Annotated in this window: 21 protein-coding genes; 14 read left to right on the forward strand and 7 right to left on the reverse strand. The window is 64.5% G+C overall.

Annotated elements, in window-relative coordinates; all coding sequences use genetic code 11:
• The first annotated feature begins 162 nt into the window (after positions 1-162).
• The 4 genes from JNC62_RS02860 (at position 163) to JNC62_RS02875 (ending at position 5,110) form a co-directional block, all read left to right on the forward strand.
• A complete protein-coding gene (locus JNC62_RS02860; protein ID WP_374836321.1) occupies positions 163-1,413 on the forward strand; it encodes an NAD(P)/FAD-dependent oxidoreductase in 1,251 nt (416 codons plus the stop codon).
• Between the two features lie 24 nt (positions 1,414-1,437).
• Positions 1,438-2,634 (forward strand): amidohydrolase family protein, encoded by a 1,197-nt coding sequence (locus tag JNC62_RS02865; RefSeq protein WP_374835783.1) that lies wholly within the window; start codon positions 1,438-1,440, stop codon positions 2,632-2,634.
• A gap of 47 nt (positions 2,635-2,681) precedes the next feature.
• Complete coding sequence (locus tag JNC62_RS02870; RefSeq protein WP_374835785.1) at positions 2,682-3,521, forward strand: transporter substrate-binding domain-containing protein; 840 nt, start codon at positions 2,682-2,684, stop codon at positions 3,519-3,521.
• Between the two features lie 89 nt (positions 3,522-3,610).
• Positions 3,611-5,110 carry an amidohydrolase family protein gene (locus JNC62_RS02875; RefSeq protein WP_374835787.1) on the forward strand — a complete coding sequence of 500 codons (1,500 nt, stop codon included), beginning with the start codon at positions 3,611-3,613 and terminating at the stop codon, positions 5,108-5,110.
• Positions 5,111-5,305: 195 nt separating this feature from the next.
• Here JNC62_RS02875 and JNC62_RS02880 read toward each other — a convergent pair whose 3' ends face one another.
• The 7 genes from JNC62_RS02880 to JNC62_RS02910 all read right to left on the reverse strand — a co-directional run bounded on the left by JNC62_RS02880 (position 5,306) and on the right by JNC62_RS02910 (position 14,121).
• The gene (locus JNC62_RS02880) at positions 5,306-6,532 is read right to left on the reverse strand and encodes a cyanate transporter (RefSeq protein ID WP_374835788.1); all 1,227 of its coding nucleotides are present in this window, start codon (positions 6,530-6,532) and stop codon (positions 5,306-5,308) included.
• Positions 6,533-6,601: 69 nt separating this feature from the next.
• Positions 6,602-7,246 carry an ankyrin repeat domain-containing protein gene (locus JNC62_RS02885; protein WP_374835790.1) on the reverse strand — a complete coding sequence of 215 codons (645 nt, stop codon included), beginning with the start codon at positions 7,244-7,246 and terminating at the stop codon, positions 6,602-6,604.
• A gap of 96 nt (positions 7,247-7,342) precedes the next feature.
• Positions 7,343-8,815, reverse strand: coding sequence for an amidohydrolase family protein (locus JNC62_RS02890; RefSeq protein WP_374835791.1), 1,473 nt, complete (start codon positions 8,813-8,815; stop codon positions 7,343-7,345).
• Positions 8,778-10,517, reverse strand: coding sequence for a dipeptide ABC transporter ATP-binding protein (locus JNC62_RS02895; protein WP_374835793.1), 1,740 nt, complete (start codon positions 10,515-10,517; stop codon positions 8,778-8,780). Before JNC62_RS02895 ends, JNC62_RS02890 begins: the two co-directional genes overlap by 38 nt.
• Position 10,518: 1 nt before the next feature.
• Complete coding sequence (locus JNC62_RS02900) at positions 10,519-11,415, reverse strand: ABC transporter permease (protein WP_374835795.1); 897 nt, start codon at positions 11,413-11,415, stop codon at positions 10,519-10,521.
• Positions 11,415-12,380, reverse strand: a complete 966-nt coding sequence (locus JNC62_RS02905; protein ID WP_374835797.1) for an ABC transporter permease — start codon at positions 12,378-12,380, stop codon at positions 11,415-11,417. Before JNC62_RS02905 ends, JNC62_RS02900 begins: the two co-directional genes overlap by 1 nt.
• A gap of 166 nt (positions 12,381-12,546) precedes the next feature.
• Positions 12,547-14,121: an ABC transporter substrate-binding protein gene (locus tag JNC62_RS02910; RefSeq protein WP_374835799.1), complete on the reverse strand. Its 1,575-nt coding sequence runs from the start codon at positions 14,119-14,121 to the stop codon at positions 12,547-12,549.
• A gap of 162 nt (positions 14,122-14,283) precedes the next feature.
• On the opposite strand from JNC62_RS02910, the gene JNC62_RS02915 reads away from it, so the two are divergent.
• The 10 genes from JNC62_RS02915 to JNC62_RS02960 all read left to right on the forward strand — a co-directional run bounded on the left by JNC62_RS02915 (position 14,284) and on the right by JNC62_RS02960 (position 24,729).
• Positions 14,284-15,651, forward strand: a complete 1,368-nt coding sequence (locus tag JNC62_RS02915) for an amidohydrolase family protein (RefSeq protein ID WP_374835801.1) — start codon at positions 14,284-14,286, stop codon at positions 15,649-15,651.
• Positions 15,652-15,689: 38 nt separating this feature from the next.
• On the forward strand, positions 15,690-16,886 hold the full coding sequence (locus JNC62_RS02920) for an amidohydrolase family protein (RefSeq protein ID WP_374835803.1): 1,197 nt from the start codon (positions 15,690-15,692) through the stop codon (positions 16,884-16,886).
• Positions 16,887-17,088: 202 nt separating this feature from the next.
• On the forward strand, positions 17,089-17,805 hold the full coding sequence (locus JNC62_RS02925) for a GntR family transcriptional regulator (RefSeq protein ID WP_374835805.1): 717 nt from the start codon (positions 17,089-17,091) through the stop codon (positions 17,803-17,805).
• Positions 17,806-18,314: 509 nt separating this feature from the next.
• The gene (locus JNC62_RS02930) at positions 18,315-19,382 is read left to right on the forward strand and encodes an ABC transporter ATP-binding protein (RefSeq protein WP_374835807.1); all 1,068 of its coding nucleotides are present in this window, start codon (positions 18,315-18,317) and stop codon (positions 19,380-19,382) included.
• Positions 19,379-20,260, forward strand: a complete 882-nt coding sequence (locus JNC62_RS02935) for an ABC transporter permease (RefSeq protein ID WP_374835809.1) — start codon at positions 19,379-19,381, stop codon at positions 20,258-20,260. The genes JNC62_RS02930 and JNC62_RS02935 overlap by 4 nt, the downstream gene beginning before the upstream one ends.
• The gene (locus JNC62_RS02940) at positions 20,257-21,030 is read left to right on the forward strand and encodes an ABC transporter permease (RefSeq protein WP_374835811.1); all 774 of its coding nucleotides are present in this window, start codon (positions 20,257-20,259) and stop codon (positions 21,028-21,030) included. Before JNC62_RS02935 ends, JNC62_RS02940 begins: the two co-directional genes overlap by 4 nt.
• 17 nt (positions 21,031-21,047) lie before the next feature.
• Positions 21,048-22,097: an extracellular solute-binding protein gene (locus JNC62_RS02945; RefSeq protein ID WP_374835813.1), complete on the forward strand. Its 1,050-nt coding sequence runs from the start codon at positions 21,048-21,050 to the stop codon at positions 22,095-22,097.
• Between the two features lie 61 nt (positions 22,098-22,158).
• The gene (locus tag JNC62_RS02950; protein ID WP_374835815.1) at positions 22,159-23,316 is read left to right on the forward strand and encodes an amidohydrolase; all 1,158 of its coding nucleotides are present in this window, start codon (positions 22,159-22,161) and stop codon (positions 23,314-23,316) included.
• A gap of 25 nt (positions 23,317-23,341) precedes the next feature.
• Positions 23,342-23,998, forward strand: a complete 657-nt coding sequence (locus tag JNC62_RS02955; RefSeq protein ID WP_374836323.1) for a flavin reductase family protein — start codon at positions 23,342-23,344, stop codon at positions 23,996-23,998.
• Positions 23,998-24,729 carry an aspartate/glutamate racemase family protein gene (locus tag JNC62_RS02960; protein ID WP_374836325.1) on the forward strand — a complete coding sequence of 244 codons (732 nt, stop codon included), beginning with the start codon at positions 23,998-24,000 and terminating at the stop codon, positions 24,727-24,729. The genes JNC62_RS02955 and JNC62_RS02960 overlap by 1 nt, the downstream gene beginning before the upstream one ends.
• Positions 24,730-24,752 lie beyond the last annotated feature (23 nt).

The raw sequence follows: 24,752 nt of genomic DNA on the forward strand, positions 1-24,752 counted from the left end.
TGTCCCCGCTTTTTCCCCGAATAGCACGGCGCCCGGTAGGCTTGCAGCACGGCCTGCGGCCTTCGGAGGAGGTCGGAGATGTTATATCGCTGACCACAAGTTATACCAAGTCAGAAAAATAACATTCCCTCCTCCCCAGAACGGATTGCTGCCATGACCCCGATAGTTCGCCCCGACAAAGATGTGCTCGTACTTGGAGCAGGCATCATTGGTGTTTGCGTGGCACTGCATCTGCAAAGGCGCGGCAAGTCCGTGCTGCTTGTCGATCGCCGCGCGCCGGGCGAGGAGACGAGCTACGGCAATGCCGGTCTAATCGAGCGGGCGAGCGTCATTCCCTACGGTTTTCCGCGCCACATCCCGACCCTACTGAAATATGCGACGAACCGCTCCGCCGACGTCCGGTTCCGCTGGACGTACCTGCCGAAGCTGCTGCCCTGGATCGCCCGCTTCTTTATCGAATCCTCCAGCCGTCGGTTGCGCCGGGCGGCGATGGACATGCTGCCGCTGATCGAGCGCTCAGTCACCGAGCATACGGACCTGATGGCCGAGGCGGGCATCCTGGACCGCGCCCGCCGCACCGGCTGGATAGAGGCCTACCGAACCGCAAAAGCCTTCGCCGCCGCAAGGACCGCCGCCAACGCGCTGGACGAGTTCGGTGTCCGGTATGATTTTCTCGGCCCGCAGGAATTGCAGGCGCGCGAGCCGCATCTGGCCGGGGGCTTCGCCGGCGCGGTGCACTGGCTCGATCCTGCGACGGTCGCCGATCCCGGCGGACTGGTGAAGGATTATGCCAGCCTCTTCCTGCGCAAGGGCGGCGAGATTGTTAAGGCCGACGCATCAACCCTTGCGGCAGGCGAGGGCGGCTGGAGCATCCGCACGCAGGGCGGTGAGGTGTGCGCCCGCGAGGCTGTGGTGGCGCTCGGCCCCTGGTCGGATGCGGTCTATCGCCGGCTTGGCTATCGTATCCCGCTCGCCGTCAAGCGCGGCTACCATGTGCATATCGAGCCGGCTGGCGATGCCGTGCTCAATCATCCCGTCGTCGATGTCGAACGCGGCTACCTGCTGGCGCCGATGACGAAGGGCATCCGCCTCACCACCGGCATCGAGTTCGCCGGGCGCGACGAGACCCCGACACCCGTCCAGGTCGACCAGACCGAGCCCCATGCCCGCCGGATCTTCCCGCTCGGCCGGCGCGTCGAGCCCACACCGTGGATGGGCGCGCGGCCCTGCCTGCCCGATATGCGCCCGATCATCGGCCCAGCTCCGCGCCACAAGGGTCTGTGGTTTGCCTTCGGACACAATCACCATGGTCTGACGCTCGGTCCGGCCACCGGTCGGCTCCTGGCGGAAATGATGACGGGCGAACAGCCCTTCACAGACCCGGCGCCCTACGCAATGAGCCGGTTCGGCTGACTTATTGGAAATTTGGAGACAGCAATGCGGGAAGACTTCGTTCTCATCAATGTGCGGCCGAATGGCGAGGCGGCGAAGGACATCGTCGTCCGGGAAGGGCGTTTTGCCGAGATCCTCGCGCACGGTTCCCGCAGCTTCGACGGGATGCGTGTGGTGGATGGCGAAGGGCTCCTGCTGCTGCCGGGTCTCGTCGACGCCCATACCCATCTCGACAAGACCCTGCTCGGAATGCCCTGGTATCGCAACGATGTCGGGCCCGAGTTGATCGACCTCATCGAGAACGAGCGCCGCATGAAGCGTGAACTCGGCATCGATCCCGAACGCCAGTCAGCAGCCCAGATCGAGCGCTCCGTCGCAAACGGCACAACCCATATCCGCACCCATGTCGATATCGACACGGAATACGGCCTTGCCGGTCTCGAGGGTGTGCTGGCCTCGCGCGAGCGCTATCGCGATATCGTCGACATCGAGGTCGTCGCCTTCCCGCAGAGCGGCATGCTGATCCGCCCCGGGACCGTGGAATTGATGGACCGGGCGATGCGCGAGGGGGCGGATGTGGTCGGCGGGCTTGACCCGTCCGGCGTCGACCACGACCCGAAGGGTCATCTCGACACGGTCTTCGCTCTTGCCGAACGCTACGGCAAGCCGGTCGACATCCACCTGCACGAGCCGGATTCCCTCGGCGTCTTCGCAATCGAGCTGATCGTGGAGCGCACCAAGGCGCTGGGCATGGAAAACCGGGTGACAGTCAGCCACGGCTTCTGCCTAGGCATGCTCGCCGACAAGCCGTTGGCAAGGGTCGGCGGCATGATGGCGAAGGCCGGGGTACACCTGATGACCAAGGGCGGGGCGGCAAGTCCGCGTCCGCCGGTGCTAGACCTCACCGAGATGGGCGTCCGCATCTGCTCGGGCAGCGACGGCGTGCGTGACACCTGGCAGCCCTTCGGCAACGCCGACATGCTCGACCGTGCGGCAATCGTCTCGCAACGCAACGATTTCATCAACGACGTCCACATCGAACTGGCTCTCCGCCTCTGCACCTACGGCGGAGCCACGATGATGGCCATAGAAGGATACGGCCTGGAGCCCGGCTGCGATGCGAGCTTCGTGCTCGTGCGCGCCGAGACGCCCGCCGATGCCGTGGCATCCCGTCCGCTTCGCCGGGCGGTCTACCGGAAAGGTATTCCAGTTGTCCGTGACGGCGTGCTCGTCGCCGCCTGAGGCAAAGGGTGAAGGTTTTCGAACATTGGCTAGGAGGAGTTGCCACTATGTTGAAGTCGCTTGGTAATACAGTCATCGCCCTCGGAGTGATCCTCGGCGCATCCGCGGTAAAGGCCGAGGAGCGCACGATCACGATCGCGACCGAAGGCGCCTATGCGCCCTGGAACTTCACGGAGGCCGGCGGCAAGCTGGCGGGCTACGAGATCGACATGCTGGAGGACCTCTGTCCGCGCATGAAGGTCAAGTGCGAGATCGTCGTGCAGGATTGGGATGGTCTGATCCCTGCATTGAACGCCGGCAAGTTCGACGCCATCGTCGCCGGCATGCTGCAGACCGAGGAACGTGAAAAGGTCATCGCCTTCTCGCGCAACTACGGCACCGGCTCGGCGGCGTTTCTTGTGCGCAAGGATTCGCCGCTCGCCAACATGCCGGTCGGCAAGCAGGTCGACATGGGCAAGGACAAGGAAGCGGCGAAAGCGGCAGCCGCCGAGATGCTGCCCTTCATGGAGGGCACCGTGATCGGCGGCCAGGGCTCGACGACGGCCGCACAAATCATGAGCGAGCTGTTTCCCGGCATCGAACTGCGCGAGTACAAGTCGACCGAGCAACACGACCTCGACCTCGAAGCCGGCCGCATCGACGGCGTGATGGCCTCGCCCGTTGCGCTCGACCGTGCGCGGGAAAAGATCGGCGCCGATCAGGTGGTGTTTGCCGGCACCGAATTCACCGGCGGCCCGCTTGGTGGCGGCCAGTCAGTCGGGCTGCGCAAGGCTGATACCGAGCTGAAGGCGATGTTCGACCAGGCGATCAATGCGGCGATCGCCGACGGAACCCTATCGCGCCTCGCAATCAAGTGGTTCAAGCGGGATATCTCGCCGAAGCAGTGAACCGGAACCATCCGGCCTGAGCCTTGCAGGTTTTCGAGGCCGCACCCGCGTGCGGCTTCGGTATGATCGAATCAAGATTGGGATGCACCATGACGACACTACCGCCTTCCGGCCGCATCGCCGGCCCTGTCCTTCTCACCGCCCGCTGGGTCGTTGGCCACAGCGGCGGCCGGCACGTGATCTATGACGATGGCGTCGTCGTCTTCGAGGGCGACAAGATCGTCTTTGTCGGGCACGACTATGCCGGCGAGGTCGCCGAGCGCATCGATTACGGCAATGCCATTCTCTCGCCGGGCTTCGTCGATCTCGACGCGCTCTCCGACCTCGACACGACGGTTCTCGCCTTCGACAACCAGCCGTCCTGGAAGAAGGGCCGGGTCTGGCCGAAGAGCTACATGGACCGCGCCTATGAAATGTATACGCAGGAAGAGCTCGCCTTCCAGAAGCGCTACGCCTTCGCCCAGCTCATCCGCAACGGCGTGACGACCGCGCTGCCGATAGCCTCTCTTTTCTATCGGGAATGGGGCGAGACCGTCGCGGAATTCTCCGCCGCCGCCGATGCCGCGCATGAGCTTGGGCTGCGCGTCTATCTCGGCCCGGCCTATCGCACCGGCAACAGCTATGTCGATGATAACGGCAAGATCGCCTTCTTCTACGACGAGGAACGCGGCTTCAAGAGTTTCGCCGAGTCGCTTGCCTTCGCCGAACGCATCGAGGGGCTCGCCTCGCCGCTGGTGCGCGCCATGCTGGCGCCCGACCGCCTTGAAACCAACACGCCCGAAATGCTGCGCCGCACGGCGGACGCCGGCCGCGACCTGGACATTCCGATCCGCCAGCATTGCTGCCAGTCGGAGCTGGAATTCAACCGCATCACCAGCGCCTATGGCATGACGCCGCTCGAGTGGCTCGATTCGCTCGGCGTGCTCAACAAGCGCATGCTGTTGCCGCACGGGGAATATGTCGCCGGCACGCGCAATGTCGAGCGCCCCGGCCGCGACCTCGACATCCTGAAGAATTCCGGCGCGACGCTGGTGCATTGCCCGATCGTCTCGGGCCGCCACGGCGGCTTCATGGACAGCTTCTCGAAGTTCCGCGCCATGGGCGTGCGCATCGGCCTCGGCACCGACACCTGGCCCTGCGATTTCATCCAGAACATGCAGGTCGGCATGCTGCTCTCGCGCGTGATAGACGGGTCGATCGACAGTGTGCGCTCGGAGCACTATTTCGACGCCGCGACGCTCGGCGGTGCGGATGCCCTGAGACGGCCCGATCTCGGCCGCCTGCAGGCCGGCGCCAAGGCCGATATCATCGCGATCGACATGGGCCATGACCGTATCGGCCATGTCATCGACCCCATCCAGACCTTGATGATGAGCAGCTCCGGCCGCGATGTCACGAATGTCATCATCGACGGCCGCTTCGTCATGGTCGACGGCATAATCCCGGGCTTCGACGCCAAGGCGGAGCAGGAGAGGGCGCAGCGCCAGTTCGACGGCCTGGTTGCCCGCTATCCGGAGCGGACCTATGGTCACCCGCCGGTCGAGGACATCTTTTCCTCCAGCTATCCGCGCCATCGTCACGCGGATTGAAACCAGCGCCCTGTTTGAGGGGGCGCCAGAGCCTGCGCCGCATCCGCGACCTTCCGGCTGTGGAGAACGCGCTGGCTCCGGCCCGCCGCGACGAGACGCGGCCCCGTCCACAGCGAGTAATCCCGACGGGTCTGGCTGCTGTTTTCGGTGGCCGCCTTCCAGTGCGCAATCGTTGGAAGGCGGTCTAATCAGACATCAAATTCCCTGTCTTTCGGGCGACGGCGGCTCGAAGGACATCTGCATCGCCCGTGGATAATGCGCGGGATCGAAGCGCAGGTAGAGGAACAAGACGCCGGCAATACAGATGAGATGCATCATCCAGCCCGCGGCGAAGCTGCCGCTGATGCCATGCAGGAAAGCCGTGGCGAAGGGTCCGAGCGAGGCGATCAGGAAACCGCCGCCCTGCATCAACGCCACCAGTACGCCTGCCTCTTCCGGGCGGGGCAGATGATCAAGGGCTGTGACGATTGCCAGCGCGAAGCTGCTGCCGAGACCGGCGCCGCACAAGCCGACCCAGACGATCGGCGCCACCTGTGGCAGAAAGGCCAGGCCTGCGAAACCGGTCGCCTGCATCAACAGGGTCAGGAAGAGAAAGGAGCGGCGGTCGATGTTGCGGCGCGCCAGAATCGGCAGCCCGAGCGCTGCGACCGCCTGGCAGACGGCCATCAGCGCCACCAGGCTGCCGCCGTCGCTGCTGCTCCAGCCGAGTGCCTGATAATAAGGGGCGAGCCAGGCGACGATCGACGAATAGCCGGCATTGACCAGACCGAAAGCGAGGATCAGCGTCCACGTGCGCGGTCGACCCAGCAGCCGGCCGGTCAGCGACCTGGCCGGGCGACGGCTGCGCGTATCCGACAGGATGAAAAATGCCGCGGCGAACGCTACGAGTGCCGGTGCCGCGAGCAAGGCAAGCGCCGCTCGCCAGCCCGCCCCTTGGTTGACCAGCAGCGGCGTCAGCCGGGCTCCCAGGCCTCCGCCGCCCATGAGCATGGCGGAATAGAGCCCCGTGACCAACGGAATGTCGTTCGGAAACTCGGCCTTGATAATGCCGGGGAAGACGGCCTGGATGAACGCGACGCCCGCGCCGCAAAGGGCGGCGGTTATCATCAGCAATGATGCGTCCGTCGCGCCGAGCCGTAGCCCGCACCCCGCCGCGAGCAGCAGCAGCGCCCAGAGAATACCGCGCCGCGTGCCAATCATCGCCTGCAGGACGGGCGACACGAAGGCGCCGATGCCCATCAGCATCATCGGCAGCAACGTCAGCAGCGCAAGGCTGGCATACCCCATGCCCGTATCGGCGACGATCTCCATTAGCACCGGCCCCGGTGCCGTCAGAAACGGACGCAGATTGAGTGCGACCAGCACGACGAGAGCGACCAGCATCCATCGCCGGCCCGATTTAGGCTGGGTGTTTTGCGACATAATCGGCTATTTCCTTTACGTGATCGTCTTCTTGTCGTTGTGTTGGCGAGGGCCTGGGCCAGGCAGCGGCTAACCGCCGGCCGCCTGCAACAGCTCCACCATGGCGTCATAGCCGCGCTGGCGGGCATGCTGGAGCGGTGTCACGCCATCGCCATCGGCCAGCCGGGGATTGGCACCGGCCTCAAGCAGTTGCCTGACGATTTCGACACGGCGCGGACCGCCATCGGCAAGGATGATCGCCTCCAGCAGCGCGGTCCAGCCGAGATTGTTGACGTGATCGACATCCACGCCGGCGGCGATCAGCAGTTCCACGGCTTCGACATGACCGCGTTCTGCGGCGGGAATGAGCGCCGTTCCGCCGTAGCGGTTGGTGCTCTTCAGATCGGCGCCATGGGTGAGCGTCAGCTTCAGGATTTCGATGAGCCCGCGGGCACCGGCATAGAGATAGGCGCTGTCGTTGATATCGTCCTTGGCGTTGACGTCGGCGCCCGCCTCGATCAATGCCGCTGCGGCATCGATCCGGTTTGCGTGGGTGGCGACAAGCAGCGCCGTCCGGCCACGGTCGTCGCGTGCCTCGATGTCCGCCCCTTGCGACAGAAGGGTGCGGATGGCCGCTACGTCATTGCCGGCGGCGGCGCGGTGAAGCTCTTCACGCATGGTCTGGCCAAACGCGCTCACAGGACTGAGCATCAGGATCAAGGACAGAAATGTCATTATTTTCAGTTTGCAAGGAATTGTCGCGTTCCTTTTCTTGTTGCCTAAACGCTGCCGACCCAGAATTCCTGCATGGTCGCGCCGTTACGCTCCCGCTCATTCGATCAGGTCCAGATCGCGGCTATGGCCCCAGAACATGCGCGGCGTCTCAAGCCCATCGCGCAGGTCGAGGCGGTCGATCATCAATTCGGCCTCGCGCTGCGCCGCGTCGAGCACGGCGTCCTGATCGACATACAGCGGATTGCGGTCGCTCAGCAGCACCTTGCCGCCGACGAGGACGGTATGCACGTCGTTGCCGTTGGCGAAATAGGTGACGCGGAACTCCGGCATATGGGCCGGGTAAAGATGCGGCCGGCGCAGGTCGACGAGAATGACGTCGGCCTTCTTGCCCGGCTCCAGCGAACCGATCTCGTGGTCGAGACCGAGAACGCGGGCGGCGTCGATCGTGCACATTTCCAGTGCCTTGCCCGGCGGCAGCCAGCTCGGATCGTGGAAATGGGTGCGGTGGTAATGCATGCATTGCTGCATATGGCGGAACATATCGCCGGAGCGATCCGGCGCGGTCGCATCCGAGCCGATGGCAACCGTCACGCCGGCATCGAGCAGTTCGGTCACCGGGCAGCGGGCGAGGATCGCAGCGACCGCACTCGGATTGTGGACGATACAGGTCCCGGTCTCGGCGCAGATGGCGATTTCGTCCTCGTCGAGCCCGGTGGCATGGGAGAGCAGGGTGCGCGGCCCCAGGATGCCGATGTCGTGGGCGATGCGGACGCTGCCCCTGGTGTGGCCGTCCTGCGTGAAGACCAGACCGCGCTCCTCCGCCAGCCGCTTGACCTTGCGCGACTGGGCGATCGCGTCTTCTGCGCCGGGTGCGTCAAGGTGGGCCTGATGCAGCGTCGGCGTCAGCAGTGCGACATGCAGGCGATCCTCATGGGTGCGGTGCCAGCGGTCGATCAAGGTTCTGCAGGTGGCAAACTGATCGTCGAAGGTGACGGGATAGTCGGTGCGGGCGGAGCCGTTCCAGCTTGCATAGGTCAGGGGATGCGGCGGCCGTGTCGCGCCCACGGCAACGACGGAACGCGTGCCGATGCCGAGCACGCCCTCCATGTGCGCATCGCCGTATTCGGCGCGATCGGTCCGCATGACGGAATCGCCGCCGCCGAGCAGCGAGACCCCGGTGGTAACGCCGAAGCGCAGCCGTTCCAGCGCCGCAAGTTGCGCTTCGGCATACCAGAATTCCGGCGTCGAGCCGACGGTATAGCCGCCCTGGCAGGCGCGATACCACGGGTCGCTCTTGCCGCCGCCCAAGGTCTTGATCAACCCGTGCCCGGCATGGGCATGCGCATCGACGAAGCCGGGCATGATCGCCATGCCGCGCGCGTCGAGCGTCTCGCGGGCCGGATGGTTGCGGGTAACCTCATCCGATGGACCGACGGCGACAATGCGGTCGCCTTCGATCGCCACCGCGCCGTCGGCGATGATCCGGCGCTCGGGGTCGAGGGCAATGACGGTTCCGTTGGTGATCAGCAGGTCAGCCATGGTGTAGCAGACCTTTAGGGGTCGCATCATCGCGCTGGAGAACTCGTTCCAGCGACGGCGCAAGGCGCAGCAGTTCCCGCGTGTATTCGTGCTTCGGCGCGGTGAACAGGGTTTCGGTATCCGCGAGTTCGACGATCTCGCCCGCCTTCATGACGGCGACGCGGTCGCACATCTGCCGGATCACGGCAAGGTCATGGCTGATGAACAGCATGGACAGGCCGGCAAGGTCGCGCAGGTCCTTGAGGAGATTGAGGAGCTGCGCCTGCACCGATACGTCGAGGGCGGAAGTCGGCTCGTCGCAGATCAGCATGGACGGCCGCGGTCCGAGCGACCGGGCGATGGCGATGCGCTGGCGCTGGCCGCCGGAAAAGGCGTGCGCGAAGCGTAGACCCGCATCGCCCGGCAGTCCGACCGCCTCCAGAAGGGTGCGTGCATCCTGCCGCGCCTCGGCAGCATCGGCGGCGAGCTTGTAGAACAGGATCGGCTCGGCGATGGCGGCATTGATGCGCAGTCGCGGATTGAGCGCCGAGTAGGGGTCCTGGAACACCATCTGCAGCGACTGGCGCACCGAGCGGTGGCGCTTGCCCGCCAGAGCATGTCCCTGAAACGCGATCTCGCCCGAACTCTGCGCGACGAGGCCGGCAATTGTGTTGGCCACGGTGGTCTTGCCGCAGCCGGACTCGCCGACGAGACCAAAAATCTCGCCGCGGCGGACGTCGAAGGAGACGCCCTTGACCGCCTTGAACACCGATGCCTTGCGACCGGGGATCAGCGAGCGCCCGCCATATTCGACGCAGAGGTCACTGACGGCGAGCACGACATCGTCGCGGCTGCCCGCCTCGCTCTTCGTGCTGTTGCGGCGGACGGCCGCGCGCGCCTCCAGCGTCACCTGCGTTTCCTCGCTCGGTACCGGCAGACGGTCGAGCCGGGCGTCGATCGGCGGCACGGCGGCAATGAGGGTGCGCGCATAGGGCGCCTTCGGCGCGGTCAGCACCTCGCGCGCCAGCCCGCTTTCCACCACGGCGCCATTCTGCATGATCGTGACGCGGTCGGCGATTTCGGCGACCACGCCCATATTGTGTGTAACGAGCAGCACGCCGACGCCGCGCTGGTCGGCGAGGTCGCGGATCAGCTTGAGGATCTGCGCCTGCACCGAGACGTCGAGCGCCGTCGTCGGTTCGTCGGCGACGATCAGCTGCGGATCGCAGGCAAGAGCCGTCGCAATGACGACGCGCTGGCGCTGGCCACCGGACAACTGGTGCGGATAGCTGCCGAGACGGCGTTCCGGCTCGGGGATGCCGACCGCCTTCATCAGGTCCAGTGCCCGCGCCTTCGCCTCCCTGGATGAGAGCTTCAGGTGGGTGAGCATGCCTTCGCACAGCTGGCTTTCGACGGTGAACAGCGGATTGAGGCTGGTCATCGGATCCTGGAAGATCGCTCCGACGTCACGACCCGGGACGATGCCCTCGGTGCGGCCGGTGCGCAGGTCGATCGGCTTGCCGGCGATTTCGATCGAGCCGGCGACGATCTTGCCGGGGGCCTGCAAGAGGCCCATCAGCGCACTGCCGACCGTGGTCTTGCCGGCGCCGGATTCGCCGACAAGCGCATGGATCTCACCGGGCCGGATGGCCAGGTCGATGTCCTTGACCGCAGTCAGCACATTGCCATTGGCGAGCGGATATTCGACCCGCAGGTTCCTGATGTCGAGGACGGGAGGCTGGGCAATTGTCATCTCAACGCTCCGCCAGCTTGGGGTTGAAGCGATCGCGCAGATAGTCGCCGATGACGTTGACCGCCAACACGAGGACGACCAGAACGGTTGCCGGCATCACCGCGATCCACCAAAGACCGGAGAACAGGAACTGGTTGCCGATGCGGATCAGCGTGCCGAGCGAAGGATAGGTGGGCGGCATTCCGGCTCCGAGGAACGAGAGGGTGGCCTCCGTCAGGATCGCGCCGGCGAGATTGATCGTGGCAATCACCATCACCGAGCTCATGACATTGGGCAGGATATGGCGGCGCATGATGCGCCCCGACGGCAGGCCGATGACCTTGGCGGCACGCACATAGTCGCGCGCCACCTCCACCATGGTCGAGGCGCGCACCGTGCGGGCATATTGCACCCACTCGTTGATCGCGATGGAGAAGATCAGCACCAGCGGCGCCCAGGTGAGCATGGTATCGGCGCTGAGCTGGGCACGGGCGATGCCGCTGATCAGCAGCGCCACGAGAATGGTCGGGAAACTGACGAGAACATCGGCGATGCGCATGACAATACTGTCGACGATGCCGCCGAAGAAACCGGCGACCAGACCGAGCACCACCCCGACCAGTGCCGCAAACAGGACCGCGCCGATGCCGATCAGCACCGAAATGCGAAGGCCGAACAGGATGACCGAGACCAGATCGCGTCCCTGGTTGTCGGTGCCGAGCAGGAAGCGGGGGTCGCCGCCCTCCATGAAGGCCGGCGGTATTTCCATGTCCATCAGCGAATAGGAGGAAACATCGCGCGGGTCCATCGGTGCGATCAGCGGCGCGAAGATCACGAGAACCAGCATGATTGCCAGGACGAGGCCGGCGATCATCACGGAAACCGGAGGGAGCCGATACATCAGGGATTGCCGGGTCATCAATTCGTCCTCAGCCGGGGGTCGATGAAGGTGTAGAGAATGTCGACGATCATGTTGATGAACACGAACAGGAAGCCGACGAACAGCAGGTAGGCCGAGAGAACCGGGATATCCGGGTAGCCGACCGCATTGGTGAACAGCAACCCCATGCCCGGCCACTGGAATACGGTCTCGGTGACGATGGCGAACGCGACGAGCTGGCCGATCTGAAGGCCGGTGACGGTGACGACCGGCATCAGGGCATTGCGCAGCGCCAGCTTGCCGTAAATGTAGGATTTCGGCAAACCGCGCGCGAAGGCAAAGCGGATGTAATCGGAGGAGAGCACGTCGATCATTTCCGAGCGCACCAGCCGCATGATCAGCGTCAGCTGGAACAGTGCCAGCGTGATCGACGGCAGGATCAGCGACTTCAGGCCGGACAGCGTCAGGAAGCCCGTCTGCCACGGACCGAGGTCGACGAGGTCACCGCGGCCTGAGGACGGCAGCCAGCGCAGGTTGACGGCGAACACCAGGATCAGCAGCAGGCCGGTGACGAAGGTCGGCATGGAAATGCCGACCAGTGTTGCCGACTGGGTAAGCCGGGAAAGAAAGGAGTTCGGCTTCAGTGCGGAGAGCACGCCGAGCGGGATGCCAATCGAGAGCGCCAGGACGGTGGCGACGGCGACGAGCTCCAGCGTGGCGGGGAGCCGGCTGAAGAGCAGGGTCACAACCGGCTGCTGGTAGCGGAAGCTCGTGCCGAGATCACCGCCGATCACCCGACCGACGAAATCGAAGAACTGCACCACGAGCGGCTTGTCGAGACCCAGCGTCGCGCGCAGCGCGTCCTTCTCCGCCTGGGTGGCGCCCTCGCGCACCATGGCTGCGACAGGATCGCCAACGAAACGGAACATGACGAACGCGATGGCGGTGACGGCAAGAATTACAAGGATGGCCTGGAGCAACCTGACCGAGAGAAGTCTGATCATTGGAGAGTCCTTGCGAGGGAGCGAAGCAGCCTAAAGGGCGGAAACCCAAGCAGTTTCGCTCCGTGTCCTCTGCGCCGTTGCCGGCATGGGAGGGATCGGGCCGGATTTGTCTTGCGGTCCCGGCCTACTTGCGCCTGCCGGGACCGCACCTCGGGAGGAAAGCCGCCTATCTCTTGACCTGCGCGAACCACGGGCGAACGTACTCGTCCGGGAACTGCGGCATGTCGACCTTGTTGCTCATCGCCCAGGCCACCGGCTGCTGGTGCAGCGGCAGGTAGAGCACCTGGTCACGGGTGATGCGGAAGGCCTGCTTCAGCATGTCGACGCGCTTGGTCTCATCGAGTTCGACAGCAGCCGCATGCGCCAGCCTGTCGATCTCGGGATTGGAGAGCCCGTCGGTATTGCTGCCACCAAAAGTCCCGTCATTGGTGGCCAGCAGCGCCTGCAACACGCTGAAGCCGTCCATCGGCGGCAGAGAGGCCCAGCCGAGAAGGTAGCTGTCAAACTCACCCTTGTCGGTGCGCGGGAAAAAGGTCGTCTTGCTCTCGATACTCAGGCTGGCCTCGACACCGATCTTTGCCCACATGGATGCGACCGCGAGGCAGATCTGTTCGTCGGCGATGTAGCGGTCATTCGAACAGGCAAGCCCCGTCTTGAAACCATCGGGATAGCCGGCTTCGGCCAGCAGCGCCTTGGCCTTGTCGAGATCATAGGGCAACGGCACGTCGATGGATTCGTCGTAGCCAGTCACGGCCGGCGCGACGAGCATGCCGGCCACGCGCGACTTGCCGCGCATCAGCCGCTTCTGGATCGTGTTGACGTCGATGGCGTGCCAGAGGGCCTGACGCACCCTGACGTCGCGTAGCGGATTGGGCTTGCCCGGGGTCGCATGCAGCTCCGGCCGCTGGCTCATGACGAGGAAGATGGTCCGCAGCGACGGATTCTCGACGACCTTCAGACCCTCGGTGGCAGCGATGCGATCGATGTCCTGCAGCGGCACCGGGGCGATCATGTCGACTTCTCCGGAAAGCAGCGCTGCGACGCGGGTGGCGTCTGAAGCGATCGGTCGGAATTCGACCTCGTCCAGATTATGCTGCGGCTTGTCCCACCAGTCCTTGTTCACCTCGAAAACCGAGCGGGAATCCGGCTCGTAGCTCTTGAGCTTGAAGGCGCCGGTGCCGTTGGCGTGGTTGGCCGCATAGGTGACGACGCCGGTCGATGCGTTGCCCGGCTTTAGCGCGTCGTGCTCCTCCATCCATGGCTTGCTCATCATGTAGATGGCGGCGAGATCGTTGAGGAGCAGCGGATAGGGGCCACGCAGGATAAGATCGACGGTATACTCGTCAATCTTTTCGGCACCGATGACGGCGGATAGGTTTTCGCGGTTGCGCGCACCGGGATCGATCTGGCGCTGGATCGTGGCCACCACGTCGTCGGCGTTGAAGGGCTGCCCCTCGTGAAACTTCACGCCCTGGCGCAGCTTGAAGCGCCAGCGGGTCGGCTCGATGATTTCCCAGGAAGTGGCAAGCGCCGGCTCCAGCACCAGATCCTTGTTGCGGCGAACCAACGGGTCAAAAACCATATGCTGGACGCTCTGGGTAAAGCTGTCGACCTGCGCGTTGGGGTCATAGGAGATGACGTCGCCGGACGAGGCCCACCGCAGCGTCTCGGCGGCGCCTGGCGTTGCGAGAGGGAAGAGGATGGCAAGCCCGGCTAAAAGGGTCCTGATAGAGGTGTTCACAGCATGCTCCCATTTTTGAAGTATACGCGTTTATGACCTTGTTGGATACTTATTGTTCCCGTATTTAATGTACATGTGATGTGCACAATAGCAAGCCAGCAAAAGTGGTATTTGATGGTGCGCATCAGACACCGCGTCACGAGCAATTGAAGGGGAGAATCGATGGCGACGTCCTTGCTGGTTGAAAACGGCGTGATCCTGACGATGGACGGAGATCGGCGCATTATCGACGGCGGTCATGTGCTGGTCGAAGACGGGCGCATCGCAGCGATCGGCGTTGGAGACTTTCCCGAACAGACCCATGCGGAAAGAATCGATGCTTCAGGCATGGTTGTCATGCCGGGCCTCATCGACACGCACGCACATGCAGGCCACATGCTCACCAAGGGACTGGGCAGCGAAACCGAGGACTGGATGAGCGTCACCGGCCGCATCTATGCTCAGGCAACCGATCCGGAATTCTGGGCGGCCGAGGCGGCGCTATCGGCGGCAGAGCGAATCCGCTGCGGCACCACCACCGCGGCGCTGCTGTTCGGTGGCGGTCCGGACATCATGCGCAGCGAGGCGCCGGATGCCGCCGAGGCGCATCTCGATGCCATCGCGGCCATGGGGGTGCGTGAGGTTCTTGCCCTCGGTCCGAACCGGCCGGGGCACAACCATGTGTATCGGCAGTATGCGCCGGATTCCTGTCGCGACGTCACCATCGCGCCCAACCAGCAGCTCGACGTCGCCGCCCAACTTGTCGATGCATGGGCGGGGCGCGACGACCGGCTGCGGGTTGTGTTCTCCTTGCCGGTGTTCGATGCCAACGAGCTTGAAGATGAAGCGGTATACAGCATAGCGCGCAGGACGCGCGACCTGGCCAGGGAGAGGGGCATGCTCCTCGTCCAGGACGGCCATCGCGACGGATCCATCGCCGTCAACGATGCGCGGCTCGGCCTGTTCGACGACCGCTCGCTGCTCGCCCATTGCATCGACCTGACGGACGCGGACCGGGCGGTGCTGAAGCGCACCGGCGCCAAGGTGGCGCACAATCCAAGCGCCCTGATGTCGGTCTATGGCCGTTGCCCGGCGCCCGAATTGATGGAGGACGGCGTGACCGTCTCGTTGGGCACCGATGCCGCAGCGCCCGACCGCTCCTTCGACATGTTCCGCAACATGTTTCAGGCGCATCGCTACCACGCCCGCCACTTCGGCGACGACGCCGTGCTGCCACCGCTCCGGCTGCTGGAGATGGCGACGATCGAAGGGGCGCGGGCCCTGTCGATGGAGCACGAGATCGGCTCGCTCGAAGTCGGCAAGCGCGCCGATTTCCTCCTGATCAACATGCGCCAGCCGCATCTTTGGCCGCCGCACGATCCAGTGCAACGCCTTGCGCGCTTCGCCAATGGCGCGGACGTGGACACGACCGTTGTCGGCGGACGTGTGCTGATGCGCGGGCGACACCTCATCGGTCACGACATCGACGCGATCCTCGCTCGCGCGGAACGGGCGTTCCGGCTGGCGATGCAGCGGGCTGGGTTGGCCTGATGTCTTTGCCCAACACCAAACAGGCTTGAGGATCCTCGATGATGGCAGATCTGCTCATCCGCAATGCCCGCCCGTTCGGGGGGCCACCGGTGGACCTTTTCATCCGTGACGGCCGATTCGTCGCCGTCACCGAGGCCCGTTCGGCGATCGAGGTCGATGCAGCCGGGCAGATCGCCTTGCCGGGGCTCGTCGAGGCGCATACCCATCTCGACAAGACCCTTGTCGGCATGGACTGGTTTGAGAACCGTGTTGGCCCAAGCCGCAGCGACCGGATTCTGGCCGACCGCAAGGCCAAGCGCGAACTTGGCATCGACGCACGCCGGCAATCGGCGCGCCAAATCATGCAGACACTCCCCTATGGCGTTCTGAACATTCGCAGCCACGTCGATGTCGACACCGAGATCGGCCTTGCCAACATCGAAGGCGTGCTCCAGACCCGCGAGGCGCTTCGCGACTTGGTCGACGTGCAGGTCGTCGCTTTTCCGCAGAGCGGCATGCTGCAGCGGCACGGTACGCTCGAACTGATGGAAGCAGCCTTGCGGGCGGGAGCCGATATCGTCGGCGGCATCGACCCCGCCAGCATCGAACGCGATCCGGTGCGTCACCTCGATGTGATCTTCGCGCTTGCGGATCGCCATGGGAAACCGGTCGACATCCATCTGCATGAACCCGGCGACCTGGGTGCCTTCTGTCTCGAACTCATCCTCGAGCGCGTCCGCGCCCTGTCGCTGCAGGGACGGGTGATGGTCAGCCATGGCTATTGTCTCGGGATGGTCGATCCCGCGCGGCAGCACGCGCTGATCGAGGCGCTGGCGGCGGAACGAATCGCGGTGATGACCGTCGGCAGTCCTTCCGCTCCGGCCCTGCCGCTGCGCCTGATGCGTGAAAGCGGTCTGGTCGTTGCCTCCGGCTCCGACGGCATTCAGGGCACCTGGGAGCCGTGGGGGAACGGCGACATGCTGGAGCGGGCGAAATTTCTGGCCCAGCGCAACGGCATGACCAACGATGCCGATCTCGCGGAGACCGCCCGAATCTGCAGCTTCGGCGGCGCCGAAGGCATCGGCCTCGACGACTACGGCACAGCCGAAGGCTGCTTCGGAGATCTGGTGCTGGTGCCGGCGCGCACCCTGGCGGAAGCCGTGGCGCAGACGCCGCAGAAGCGCACGGTCATTCGCCGCGGCCGCGTCCTGGTGCGCAACGGCGAGCCTACCGGCGATCTGCCGGCCATTGAATGAGCCCGCCTCGACGGCGGCGGCAGGCCAACGTCCATTCGTCCGGGCGCTGGCACGCTCCAAACGCGAACCATCGGCGCAGTAGCAACCGGCCCACTGCCGCGATCGACGCCTTTACGGCCCGGGCCGAGCGGTGATAGGTGTAACAAATGCACGCTTTGCTCGCGCTTTGAGCTGTAGGCGTGACCACTCGTTCAGGACAACCATGACGCCCAAACCTCGCGACGGCCATCAGAAATCGGCGGTATCCAAATCTGACGCCGTCTACCGCACCTTGAAGCGTGCCATCCTCGATCAGGCGCTCGCGGCGGGAACGAAGCTTCCCGAGGATTCGATCGGCGAGCGGCTCGGCGTCAGTCGCACCATCGTGCGGCAGGCCCTGGCGCGGCTCAACGGCGAGGGCCTGATCGAGTTGCGACCGCACAAGGGGGCGTGCGTCAGTCAGCCCAGCCTGGAGGAGGGGCGAGACATCTTCGCGGTGCGCCGGGCATTGGAGAACCTGGTGGTCGATAGCCTGATCGGCAAGTTGACGGCTCAGCAGATCAAGCGGCTCGAAGCGCATGTCGAGGCGGAGGACAAGGCACGCCTCGACAACCCGTCGATCTCGATTCAACTGGCGGGCGAATTCCATGTGCTGCTCGCCGAACTGACCGAGAACGGGTTGCTGTCGCGATACGTTACGGAACTCGTGTCGCGGTCTTCGATGATCCTGTCCCTCTACGGCCGCCCGCATTCATCCGACTGCGCCGTGTCGGAGCACCGCGAGCTGATCGCCGCCCTAGCTCGCAAGGACCGGGACAAGGCCTCCGAACTGATGGACCATCACATCGAGGCGATAACGACGCGCGCGCTGCTGAAAAGCAATTCGGAAAAAGACTTTCCGGATCTCCTCGCGGCCTACGCCAAGGAGGAAGGCCTGTAGGCGCTTTCCGTCCCGCCATGAACCAAGGCGGGCCTTCGCGGTTGCTTCCACCTCCGTGGCGGCCTCCCCACCGAGAGAGTGCGGCGCGCCGCAACAGTCCTTGACGGAGGCGGCGCCGGGAGCGCTGCTTGTTCCGTCCCGGACAATGCGGGTCACGTATACAATGTCGGCCGGCAATGCGCGGCAGAGATGGCGAAACGGTTGGCGTGACGCACGCTGCCGCCATATCCTCCTTGTCTGGATTACCCGATCCTCAGGTGGATCCTTGCGTGATCGACGACGCCGCTCGGCATCACTCCCAACGTCAGTCAATCTGTGAAAAGTGCGCATTTTTAGGTGGATACGCTGACACACCGCTTGTCCGGCTACCGGGCCGGGCATCCGGCGTCGCGGATAGGGTTTGTCGCAACAGTTTACAGCAATAATGCACACTTAAATGGGATGCAATGTTGACATCAAAATGGATGCGATACAGGATGCCCGCGGTCAATAGCGCCAAGAGGGTCAGCATGTCAGACGCGTCCGTTCCCCCTGCGGTTTCCGTCCGAAAGGTCGGCAAGAGCTTCGGCAAGGGCATCTATGCTGTTCCCGTGCTGGACAACGTGTCCGTGGACATCGGCCGGCGCGAATTCTTCACGCTTCTCGGTCCGTCGGGCTGCGGCAAGACGACGTTGCTGCGGTTGATCGCCGGCTTCGAGACCGCCAACAACGGCTCGATCGCCATCGAAGGGCAGGACGTCACCTCGATCCCGCCCTTCCGCCGCCCGGTCAACACCGTGTTCCAGAGCTATGCGCTCTTCCCGCACCTAACGGTCGCGCAGAACGTCGCCTTCGCGCTGGAGGAACAGCGCCTGGGGCGTGACGCCATCAAGAAACGCGTCGGCGAGGCGCTGGAGATGGTGCGGATGGGGGCCTTTGCCGGCCGCCGTCCTGCCGAGCTTTCGGGCGGCCAGCAGCAGCGCGTGGCGCTGGCACGCGCGCTCGCGCCGCGCCCCAAGGTCCTGCTTCTTGACGAGCCGCTGTCTGCGCTCGATCTCAAGCTTCGCAAGGAAATGCAGATCGAACTGAAGCAGTTGCAGGCCGAGGCGGGTATCACGTTTCTGTTCGTCACCCACGACCAGGAAGAGGCGCTGACCCTTTCCGACCGCGTCGCGGTCATGCAGTCCGGCAAGATCCTGCAGATGGGCCCGCCGCGCGAGATCTACGAGGCACCCACTCACCGTTTCGTGGCCGACTTCATCGGCGACATCAATCTGATGGAAGGCGAGGCCTTGCCGGGCCGGGGGGTGCGCCTCGACTTTGGCATCGTTCTGCCGCTGGACCATGAGGCGTCGGGGCGGGTGACGGTCGCGGTCCGGCCGGAGCGCGCGCGGCTCGTGCCGGCCGGGCAGGGCGCGCTCGAGGCCACTGTCATCCATTCCGCCTATCTCGGCACCGCGATGCTGCACAAGCTCGGCCTGCCGGACGGCAGCACCTTCCTGCTGCGGCAGACGGAATCTTCCGAATCGCCGCCGGAGACGGGAAGTGCGGTCGGTTTGGCGCTGCCGGTCGAAGCACTGCGGGTGCTGGCACAATGAGGCACCAGTCCGCCTTGCGCCGAACCCTGCTTCTCGCGCCGTCCCTGGCCGTCATCCTGGTCCTGATCGGTCTGCCGCTTTGCCTGATGGGCTGGATCTCGTTTCTTCAGAAGGGCGGCAGTTCCGGCGTCGACTGGAACTCGATCCCATCCGCCGCGAACTATGTTCGCCTGGTCTGGGAAGAGGATTTCGATGGCACGATGATCCTCAACACCAGCTATCTGGTCATTTTTCTGCGGTCCGTTGCGCAGGCGGCGGTCACGATGGTGCTCAGCCTGCTGCTCGGGCTGCCGGTCGCGCTCTGGATCGCCAGCCTATCGCGCACCGGGCGCGACATCATGCTGCTGCTCATCACCATCCCGTTCTGGACCAACCTTCTTGTCCGCAACTACGCCTGGCTGATCATCCTGCGCGAGGATGGTTGGGTTGCCCGGGCCGTGAACGCGCTATCGCCCTTCGGGCCGGTGCAGCTGCTCTACAATGACGTGGCCGTCGCCATCGGCCTGACCTACTCCTTCCTGCCCTTCATGATCCTGCCGCTCTATACGGTCTTCGAGAAATTCGATTGGCGACTGCTGGACGCCGCCCACGACCTCGGCGCCACGCGCGCCCGCGCGCTTCGACGGGTCGTGCTGCCGATTGCGACGCACGGCATCGTGGCGGGCTGCCTGCTCGTCTTCATTCCCTGCCTCGGCGCGTTTGTCACGCCTGCGCTTCTCGGCGGCGGAAAGACGCTGATGCTCGGTAACATTATCCAGATGCAATTCGGCGCCTCGCGCAACTGGCCCTTCGGGGCGGCGCTCTCGGTGGTGCTGCTCGCGGTCATGCTGCTGGTAATGACCGGTATGGCGCTTTGGCGTAACAGGAGGCCGGCATGAGTCCCAAGCGCTTTCCCTTCACGCGCGAAATCTCGCTTGCGGTGCTGGCCTATCTCTACGTACCCGTCATCGTGCTGATCGCCTACAGCTTCAATGCGAACCGGACGGCAACAGTCTGGACCCATGCCTCGCTCGACTGGTACGGCCGCATCCTGATCAATCCGTCGATCCGCGCGGCGGCATGGAACTCGCTGGTGCTGGCAATCTGTGCGGCGACGGCCGCGACGATCCTGGCCTTGATGGCGGCCCTGGCAATGCGACGCTCCTTCCTCGGTCGCGGGGCTTCGGAGACGATCCTGAACGCGCCGTTGATCCTGCCCGAGATCGTTGTCGCGGTGGCGACGCTGCTGCTCTTCGTCTCGGTGGGCGTGCAACTCGGACTTGGCGCGATGATCGCGGCCCATACCGCCTTCTGCATCCCCTTCGCCTATCTGCCGATCCGGGCACGCCTGGAGGGGATCAGCGCTAGCTACGAAGAGGCTGCTTTCGATCTCTACGCCAATCGCTTTCGCACGTTCCGGCGGGTGACGATGCCGCTCCTGTGGCCGGGTATCATGGCGGGGTTCACGCTCGCCTTCGTCACCAGCCTCGACGACTTCCTGACCTCGTTCTTCCTGGCCGGTCCCGGCACCACGACCCTGCCGGTCTACATCTTCTCGGCCATCCGGGCCGGCATCACGCCAGAGATCAATGCGATCTCGGCGGTCATGCTGATCGTCTCGGTTCTGCTCGTTTCGCTGTCGTTTTTCCTTGGCCGTTTGCGCCGTTAACCTGGAGGAGTACCGCAATGCCCTTGAAAGCCCGTTTTGGCGCAGCCCTTGTCGCCGCCGCTCTTTCTGCGCTGCCGGCCGCGGCGCAGGATGCGGAGAAGACGCTCTTCTTCTACAACTGGACGGACTACTACCCGGTCGAACTCCTGACGAAGTTCGAGAAGGAAACTGGCATCAAGGTAATCCTCGACGGTTTCGACAGCAACGACACACTGTTGGCGAAGCTCCAGTCGGGCGGGGCATCCTACGACGTGATCGTGCCGAGCGACTACGTCATCCCGGGCCTGATCAAGGACGGCCTCTTGATGAAGATCGACACCCACCAGATGTCGAACTACGCCCACATGAAGGACGCGTTCAAGAATCCGGATTTCGACCCGAAGCACGAGTATTCGGCGCCCTATCTCTGGGGCGTGACCGGCCTTGCCTATGACAGCGCGCAGGTCGAAGGGGGCACGCTCGAAGCCAGCTGGAAGGAGTATTTCGAGCCGCGTCCGGGCCTCGAAGGCAAGATCGCTGCCCTCGATACCGCCAGCGACGAGATCCTCGCCGCCTCGCTCTACCTCGGCATTCCGCAATGCACCGAAAGCAACGAGGACGCTGCCCGCATCCTCGAACTGCTGCAGGCGCAGAAGGCCAAGCTGAAGCTTTACAGTTCCGACAGCACGGTCGATCGGATGGCCTCCGGCGAAGTCGCGATGCATCACGTGTGGAATGGCGCGACGGCGCGCGCGACCGCGCAGCGCGACACGATCCGCTTCCTCTATCCCAAGGAAGGCACGCCGATGTTCCGCGACAACTTCGCTGTCCCGGCCAATGCCCCGCATCCGGAGAACGCAAAGATCTTCATCAACTGGATGATGGCGCCCGAGAATGCGGCCGCGGTGTCGAATGCCATTGCTTATGCCAATGCCATCAAGTCCGACGAATTCCTCAACGAACAGTGGAAGAAGATGGAGGCGATCAACATGCCCGAGGAATACACGCCCCGGCTGGTTCCGACGCAGGATTGCGGCCCCAAGGCCCGCGAGTTGCGCGACCGGATCTGGACCCGCCTGAAGGGCTGAGGACGGAACGGACGGATGATGCGCGGTCTTTGCGGCCGCGCATCGAAACAGAGAGGCGAGCATGACCACCACTTATACCAATCTGCGCGACATCGACGGACAGTCGATTGGCATTCGCTGCACGGGCGGCGTGATCGAGGCGATCGGCGCCGGCATCACGGCCCCCGATGCGGTGGATTGCGAGGGACGCCTGGTCCTGCCCGCCTTCGTCGAGCCGCATGTGCATCTCGACAAGACGCTGTGGGGGGAGGGCTGGCAGCCCGGTCGGCGCGCCGCACGACTGCGCGACTACATCGACAATGAGCGTCGCGTTCTCACTGCAAACCCGACCCCGCCGGAAGAACGCGCTTCCCGCCTGCTCGCCGAAATGCTGCGCCACGGCACCACCGCCGTTCGCTCGCACATTGACGTGGCGCCGGACATGGGTCTTTCGCATGTCGAGGCGATGTTGCGGCTGCGCGAAAGCTGGCGTGACAAAGTGGACCTGCAATTCGTGGCCTTTCCGCAACAAGGACTTCTATGCCGTCCGGGCACCACGGAGCTCATCCGGCAGGCGATCGACCTGGGCGTGGAAACCGTCGGCGGTCTCGATCCGGCCGGAATCGACGGCGACCCCGACGGGCAACTCCGCTTCGTCTTCGACCTCGCCGTCGAAAAGGGGGTGGGCGTCGACATTCATCTCCATGACAAGGGCGAACTCGGCGCGTGGCAGATCGAACGCATCGCCGACTATGCCGAGGCGTCCGGCCTAGCCGGCAAGGTCATGGTCTCGCATGCCTATTGCCTCGGCATGATTGCACCGGCAAGGCTCGAGAAGATCGGCCGTCGGCTCGCCGACCTGCAGATATCGTTGATGACCTCGGCGCCGGCCGATGTGGCCGTCCCGCCGGTCGAGCGACTGACCGAGCTTGGCGTCACCGTCTGCTGCGGATCGGACGGCATTCGCGACGCCTGGTCGCCGCTCGGCAACGGCGACATGCTGGAGCGGGCGTTCCTGACCGCCTATCGCTTCGACTGGAACACGGACGTCGATTTCCGCCGCGCACTTGGTTGCGCCACGGAGAATGCCGCGAAGGCCATCGGCCTTTCCGGATACGGACTGCGGGCGGGCGGGCGCGCCGATTTTGTGATGATCGAGGCATTGAATGTCGGTGATGCGCTCGGCCGCCGGCCGGCCGGCCGCCGCGTCGTGCGCCGGGGTTCTGTGGTTAGTGGATGAGGACAGCCATGCAGGGCAACCGGACATGAACATCGATTTCACCACGCTCCCCGGGCGCGACCGTTACCGTCTGCTGACCAATTTCATCGGTCCGCGCCCGATCGCGCTTGTCGGAACGCGCTCCCCTGCCGGGCACAACAATGCCGCCCCGATGAGCTTTTTCAACGTGTTCGCGCACGAACCGCCGCTGGTTGTCCTCGGAATCCAAAACCGCGGAAACGGCGACGAGAAGGACACGGTAGCAAATATCCGCCGCACTGGAGAATTCGTCGTCAACATGGTGGACATGGCGCTGGCCGAGGCGATGATCGTCTGCAGCGTCAATTTCGCTTCGGAAGTGGACGAGCTGGAATTCGCCGGCCTCACGCCGGTGCCGTCCGAGCAGATCGATGTGGCGCGCATTGCCGAAAGTCCCTGCAGCTTCGAATGCAAGGTCGAACGCATCCTCGATTATCCCAAGCGCGTCCTGGTTATCGGTGAAGTCGTGCACATGCACATCCATGACCAGTGTCTCGACGCCGACGGGCGGTATGTAAACCCGCAGACCTATCAGCCGATCGCCCGGCTGCACAATGACAACTACATCACCTCGGACCGTCAATTCGAACTGAAGAAGCCGGACGAGCTTCTGACTTACGAGGTCGCACAGGTGACCCCGAGGCCGGAAAGGGCCACGCCATGATTCGCATACACGTCATCAATCCGAATTCGACCGCCTCCATGACCGATCAGATTGCGCGCGCGGCCGAAGCAGCCCGGTCGGAAGGGTCGGTGATCGAGGCGGAGACCGCGACGGGCACCCCCGCCTCGATCGAAGGCTATTCGGACGAAGCCATGGCGGTGCCGGCGATGCTGGCGGCGATCCGTGCCGCTGACAAACGAGGCGCATCGGCGCACGTGATTGCTTGCTTCGACGATCCCGGCCTGGCCGCTGCACGCGAAGTGGCCTCCGGCCCTGTCATCGGCATCTGCCAGGCCGCGGTGCAAGTGGCGGTCACCGTGGCGACACGCTTTTCCGTCATCACGACGCTGCCGCGGTCGGTGCCGGTGATCGAGGATCTCGTGGCCCATTACGGCGCCACTTCGCGCTGCCGCCGCGTGCGAGCGGTCGACCTGCCGGTCCTGGCGCTCGAGGCCGATCCGGCAACAGCACGGGCCAAGCTCTTGGCCGAGGCGCGCGCGGCAATCCGTGAGGATGGCGTCGATGCCATTGTCCTTGGCTGCGCCGGCATGGCCGAACTGTGCGCCTGGCTTTCGCGCGAAGCAGGCGTGCCAGTGATCGACGGTGTCACGGCTGCGGTCAAGCTCGCCGAAGCCCTGGCAAGCGGCGGCTTCCGTACCTCGAAGACCGGCGCATACGCCTATCCGCGCGACAAGTCCAGCGACCGGTTGGCCTCCGGCTCGACTGGCTAGCTCCGCCGACGAGTCGGCTACGT

The organism is Mycoplana ramosa (genome assembly GCF_041930185.1).
In the GTDB taxonomy this organism is placed as follows: Bacteria; Pseudomonadota; Alphaproteobacteria; order Rhizobiales; family Rhizobiaceae; genus Mycoplana; species Mycoplana ramosa.

Coding starts and splice junctions, on each gene's coding strand:
- JNC62_RS02865 (WP_374835783.1), top strand. CDS start 1,438: ATGCGGGAAGACTTCGTTCTCATCAATGTGCGGCCGAATGGCGAGGCG.
- JNC62_RS02870 (WP_374835785.1), top strand. CDS start 2,682: ATGTTGAAGTCGCTTGGTAATACAGTCATCGCCCTCGGAGTGATCCTC.
- JNC62_RS02875 (WP_374835787.1), top strand. CDS start 3,611: ATGACGACACTACCGCCTTCCGGCCGCATCGCCGGCCCTGTCCTTCTC.
- JNC62_RS02880 (WP_374835788.1), bottom strand. CDS start 6,532: ATGTCGCAAAACACCCAGCCTAAATCGGGCCGGCGATGGATGCTGGTC.
- JNC62_RS02885 (WP_374835790.1), bottom strand. CDS start 7,246: ATGACATTTCTGTCCTTGATCCTGATGCTCAGTCCTGTGAGCGCGTTT.
- JNC62_RS02890 (WP_374835791.1), bottom strand. CDS start 8,815: ATGATGCGACCCCTAAAGGTCTGCTACACCATGGCTGACCTGCTGATC.
- JNC62_RS02895 (WP_374835793.1), bottom strand. CDS start 10,517: ATGACAATTGCCCAGCCTCCCGTCCTCGACATCAGGAACCTGCGGGTC.
- JNC62_RS02900 (WP_374835795.1), bottom strand. CDS start 11,415: ATGACCCGGCAATCCCTGATGTATCGGCTCCCTCCGGTTTCCGTGATG.
- JNC62_RS02905 (WP_374835797.1), bottom strand. CDS start 12,380: ATGATCAGACTTCTCTCGGTCAGGTTGCTCCAGGCCATCCTTGTAATT.
- JNC62_RS02915 (WP_374835801.1), top strand. CDS start 14,284: ATGGCGACGTCCTTGCTGGTTGAAAACGGCGTGATCCTGACGATGGAC.
- JNC62_RS02920 (WP_374835803.1), top strand. CDS start 15,690: ATGATGGCAGATCTGCTCATCCGCAATGCCCGCCCGTTCGGGGGGCCA.
- JNC62_RS02925 (WP_374835805.1), top strand. CDS start 17,089: ATGACGCCCAAACCTCGCGACGGCCATCAGAAATCGGCGGTATCCAAA.
- JNC62_RS02930 (WP_374835807.1), top strand. CDS start 18,315: ATGTCAGACGCGTCCGTTCCCCCTGCGGTTTCCGTCCGAAAGGTCGGC.
- JNC62_RS02935 (WP_374835809.1), top strand. CDS start 19,379: ATGAGGCACCAGTCCGCCTTGCGCCGAACCCTGCTTCTCGCGCCGTCC.
- JNC62_RS02940 (WP_374835811.1), top strand. CDS start 20,257: ATGAGTCCCAAGCGCTTTCCCTTCACGCGCGAAATCTCGCTTGCGGTG.
- JNC62_RS02945 (WP_374835813.1), top strand. CDS start 21,048: ATGCCCTTGAAAGCCCGTTTTGGCGCAGCCCTTGTCGCCGCCGCTCTT.
- JNC62_RS02950 (WP_374835815.1), top strand. CDS start 22,159: ATGACCACCACTTATACCAATCTGCGCGACATCGACGGACAGTCGATT.
- JNC62_RS02955 (WP_374836323.1), top strand. CDS start 23,342: ATGAACATCGATTTCACCACGCTCCCCGGGCGCGACCGTTACCGTCTG.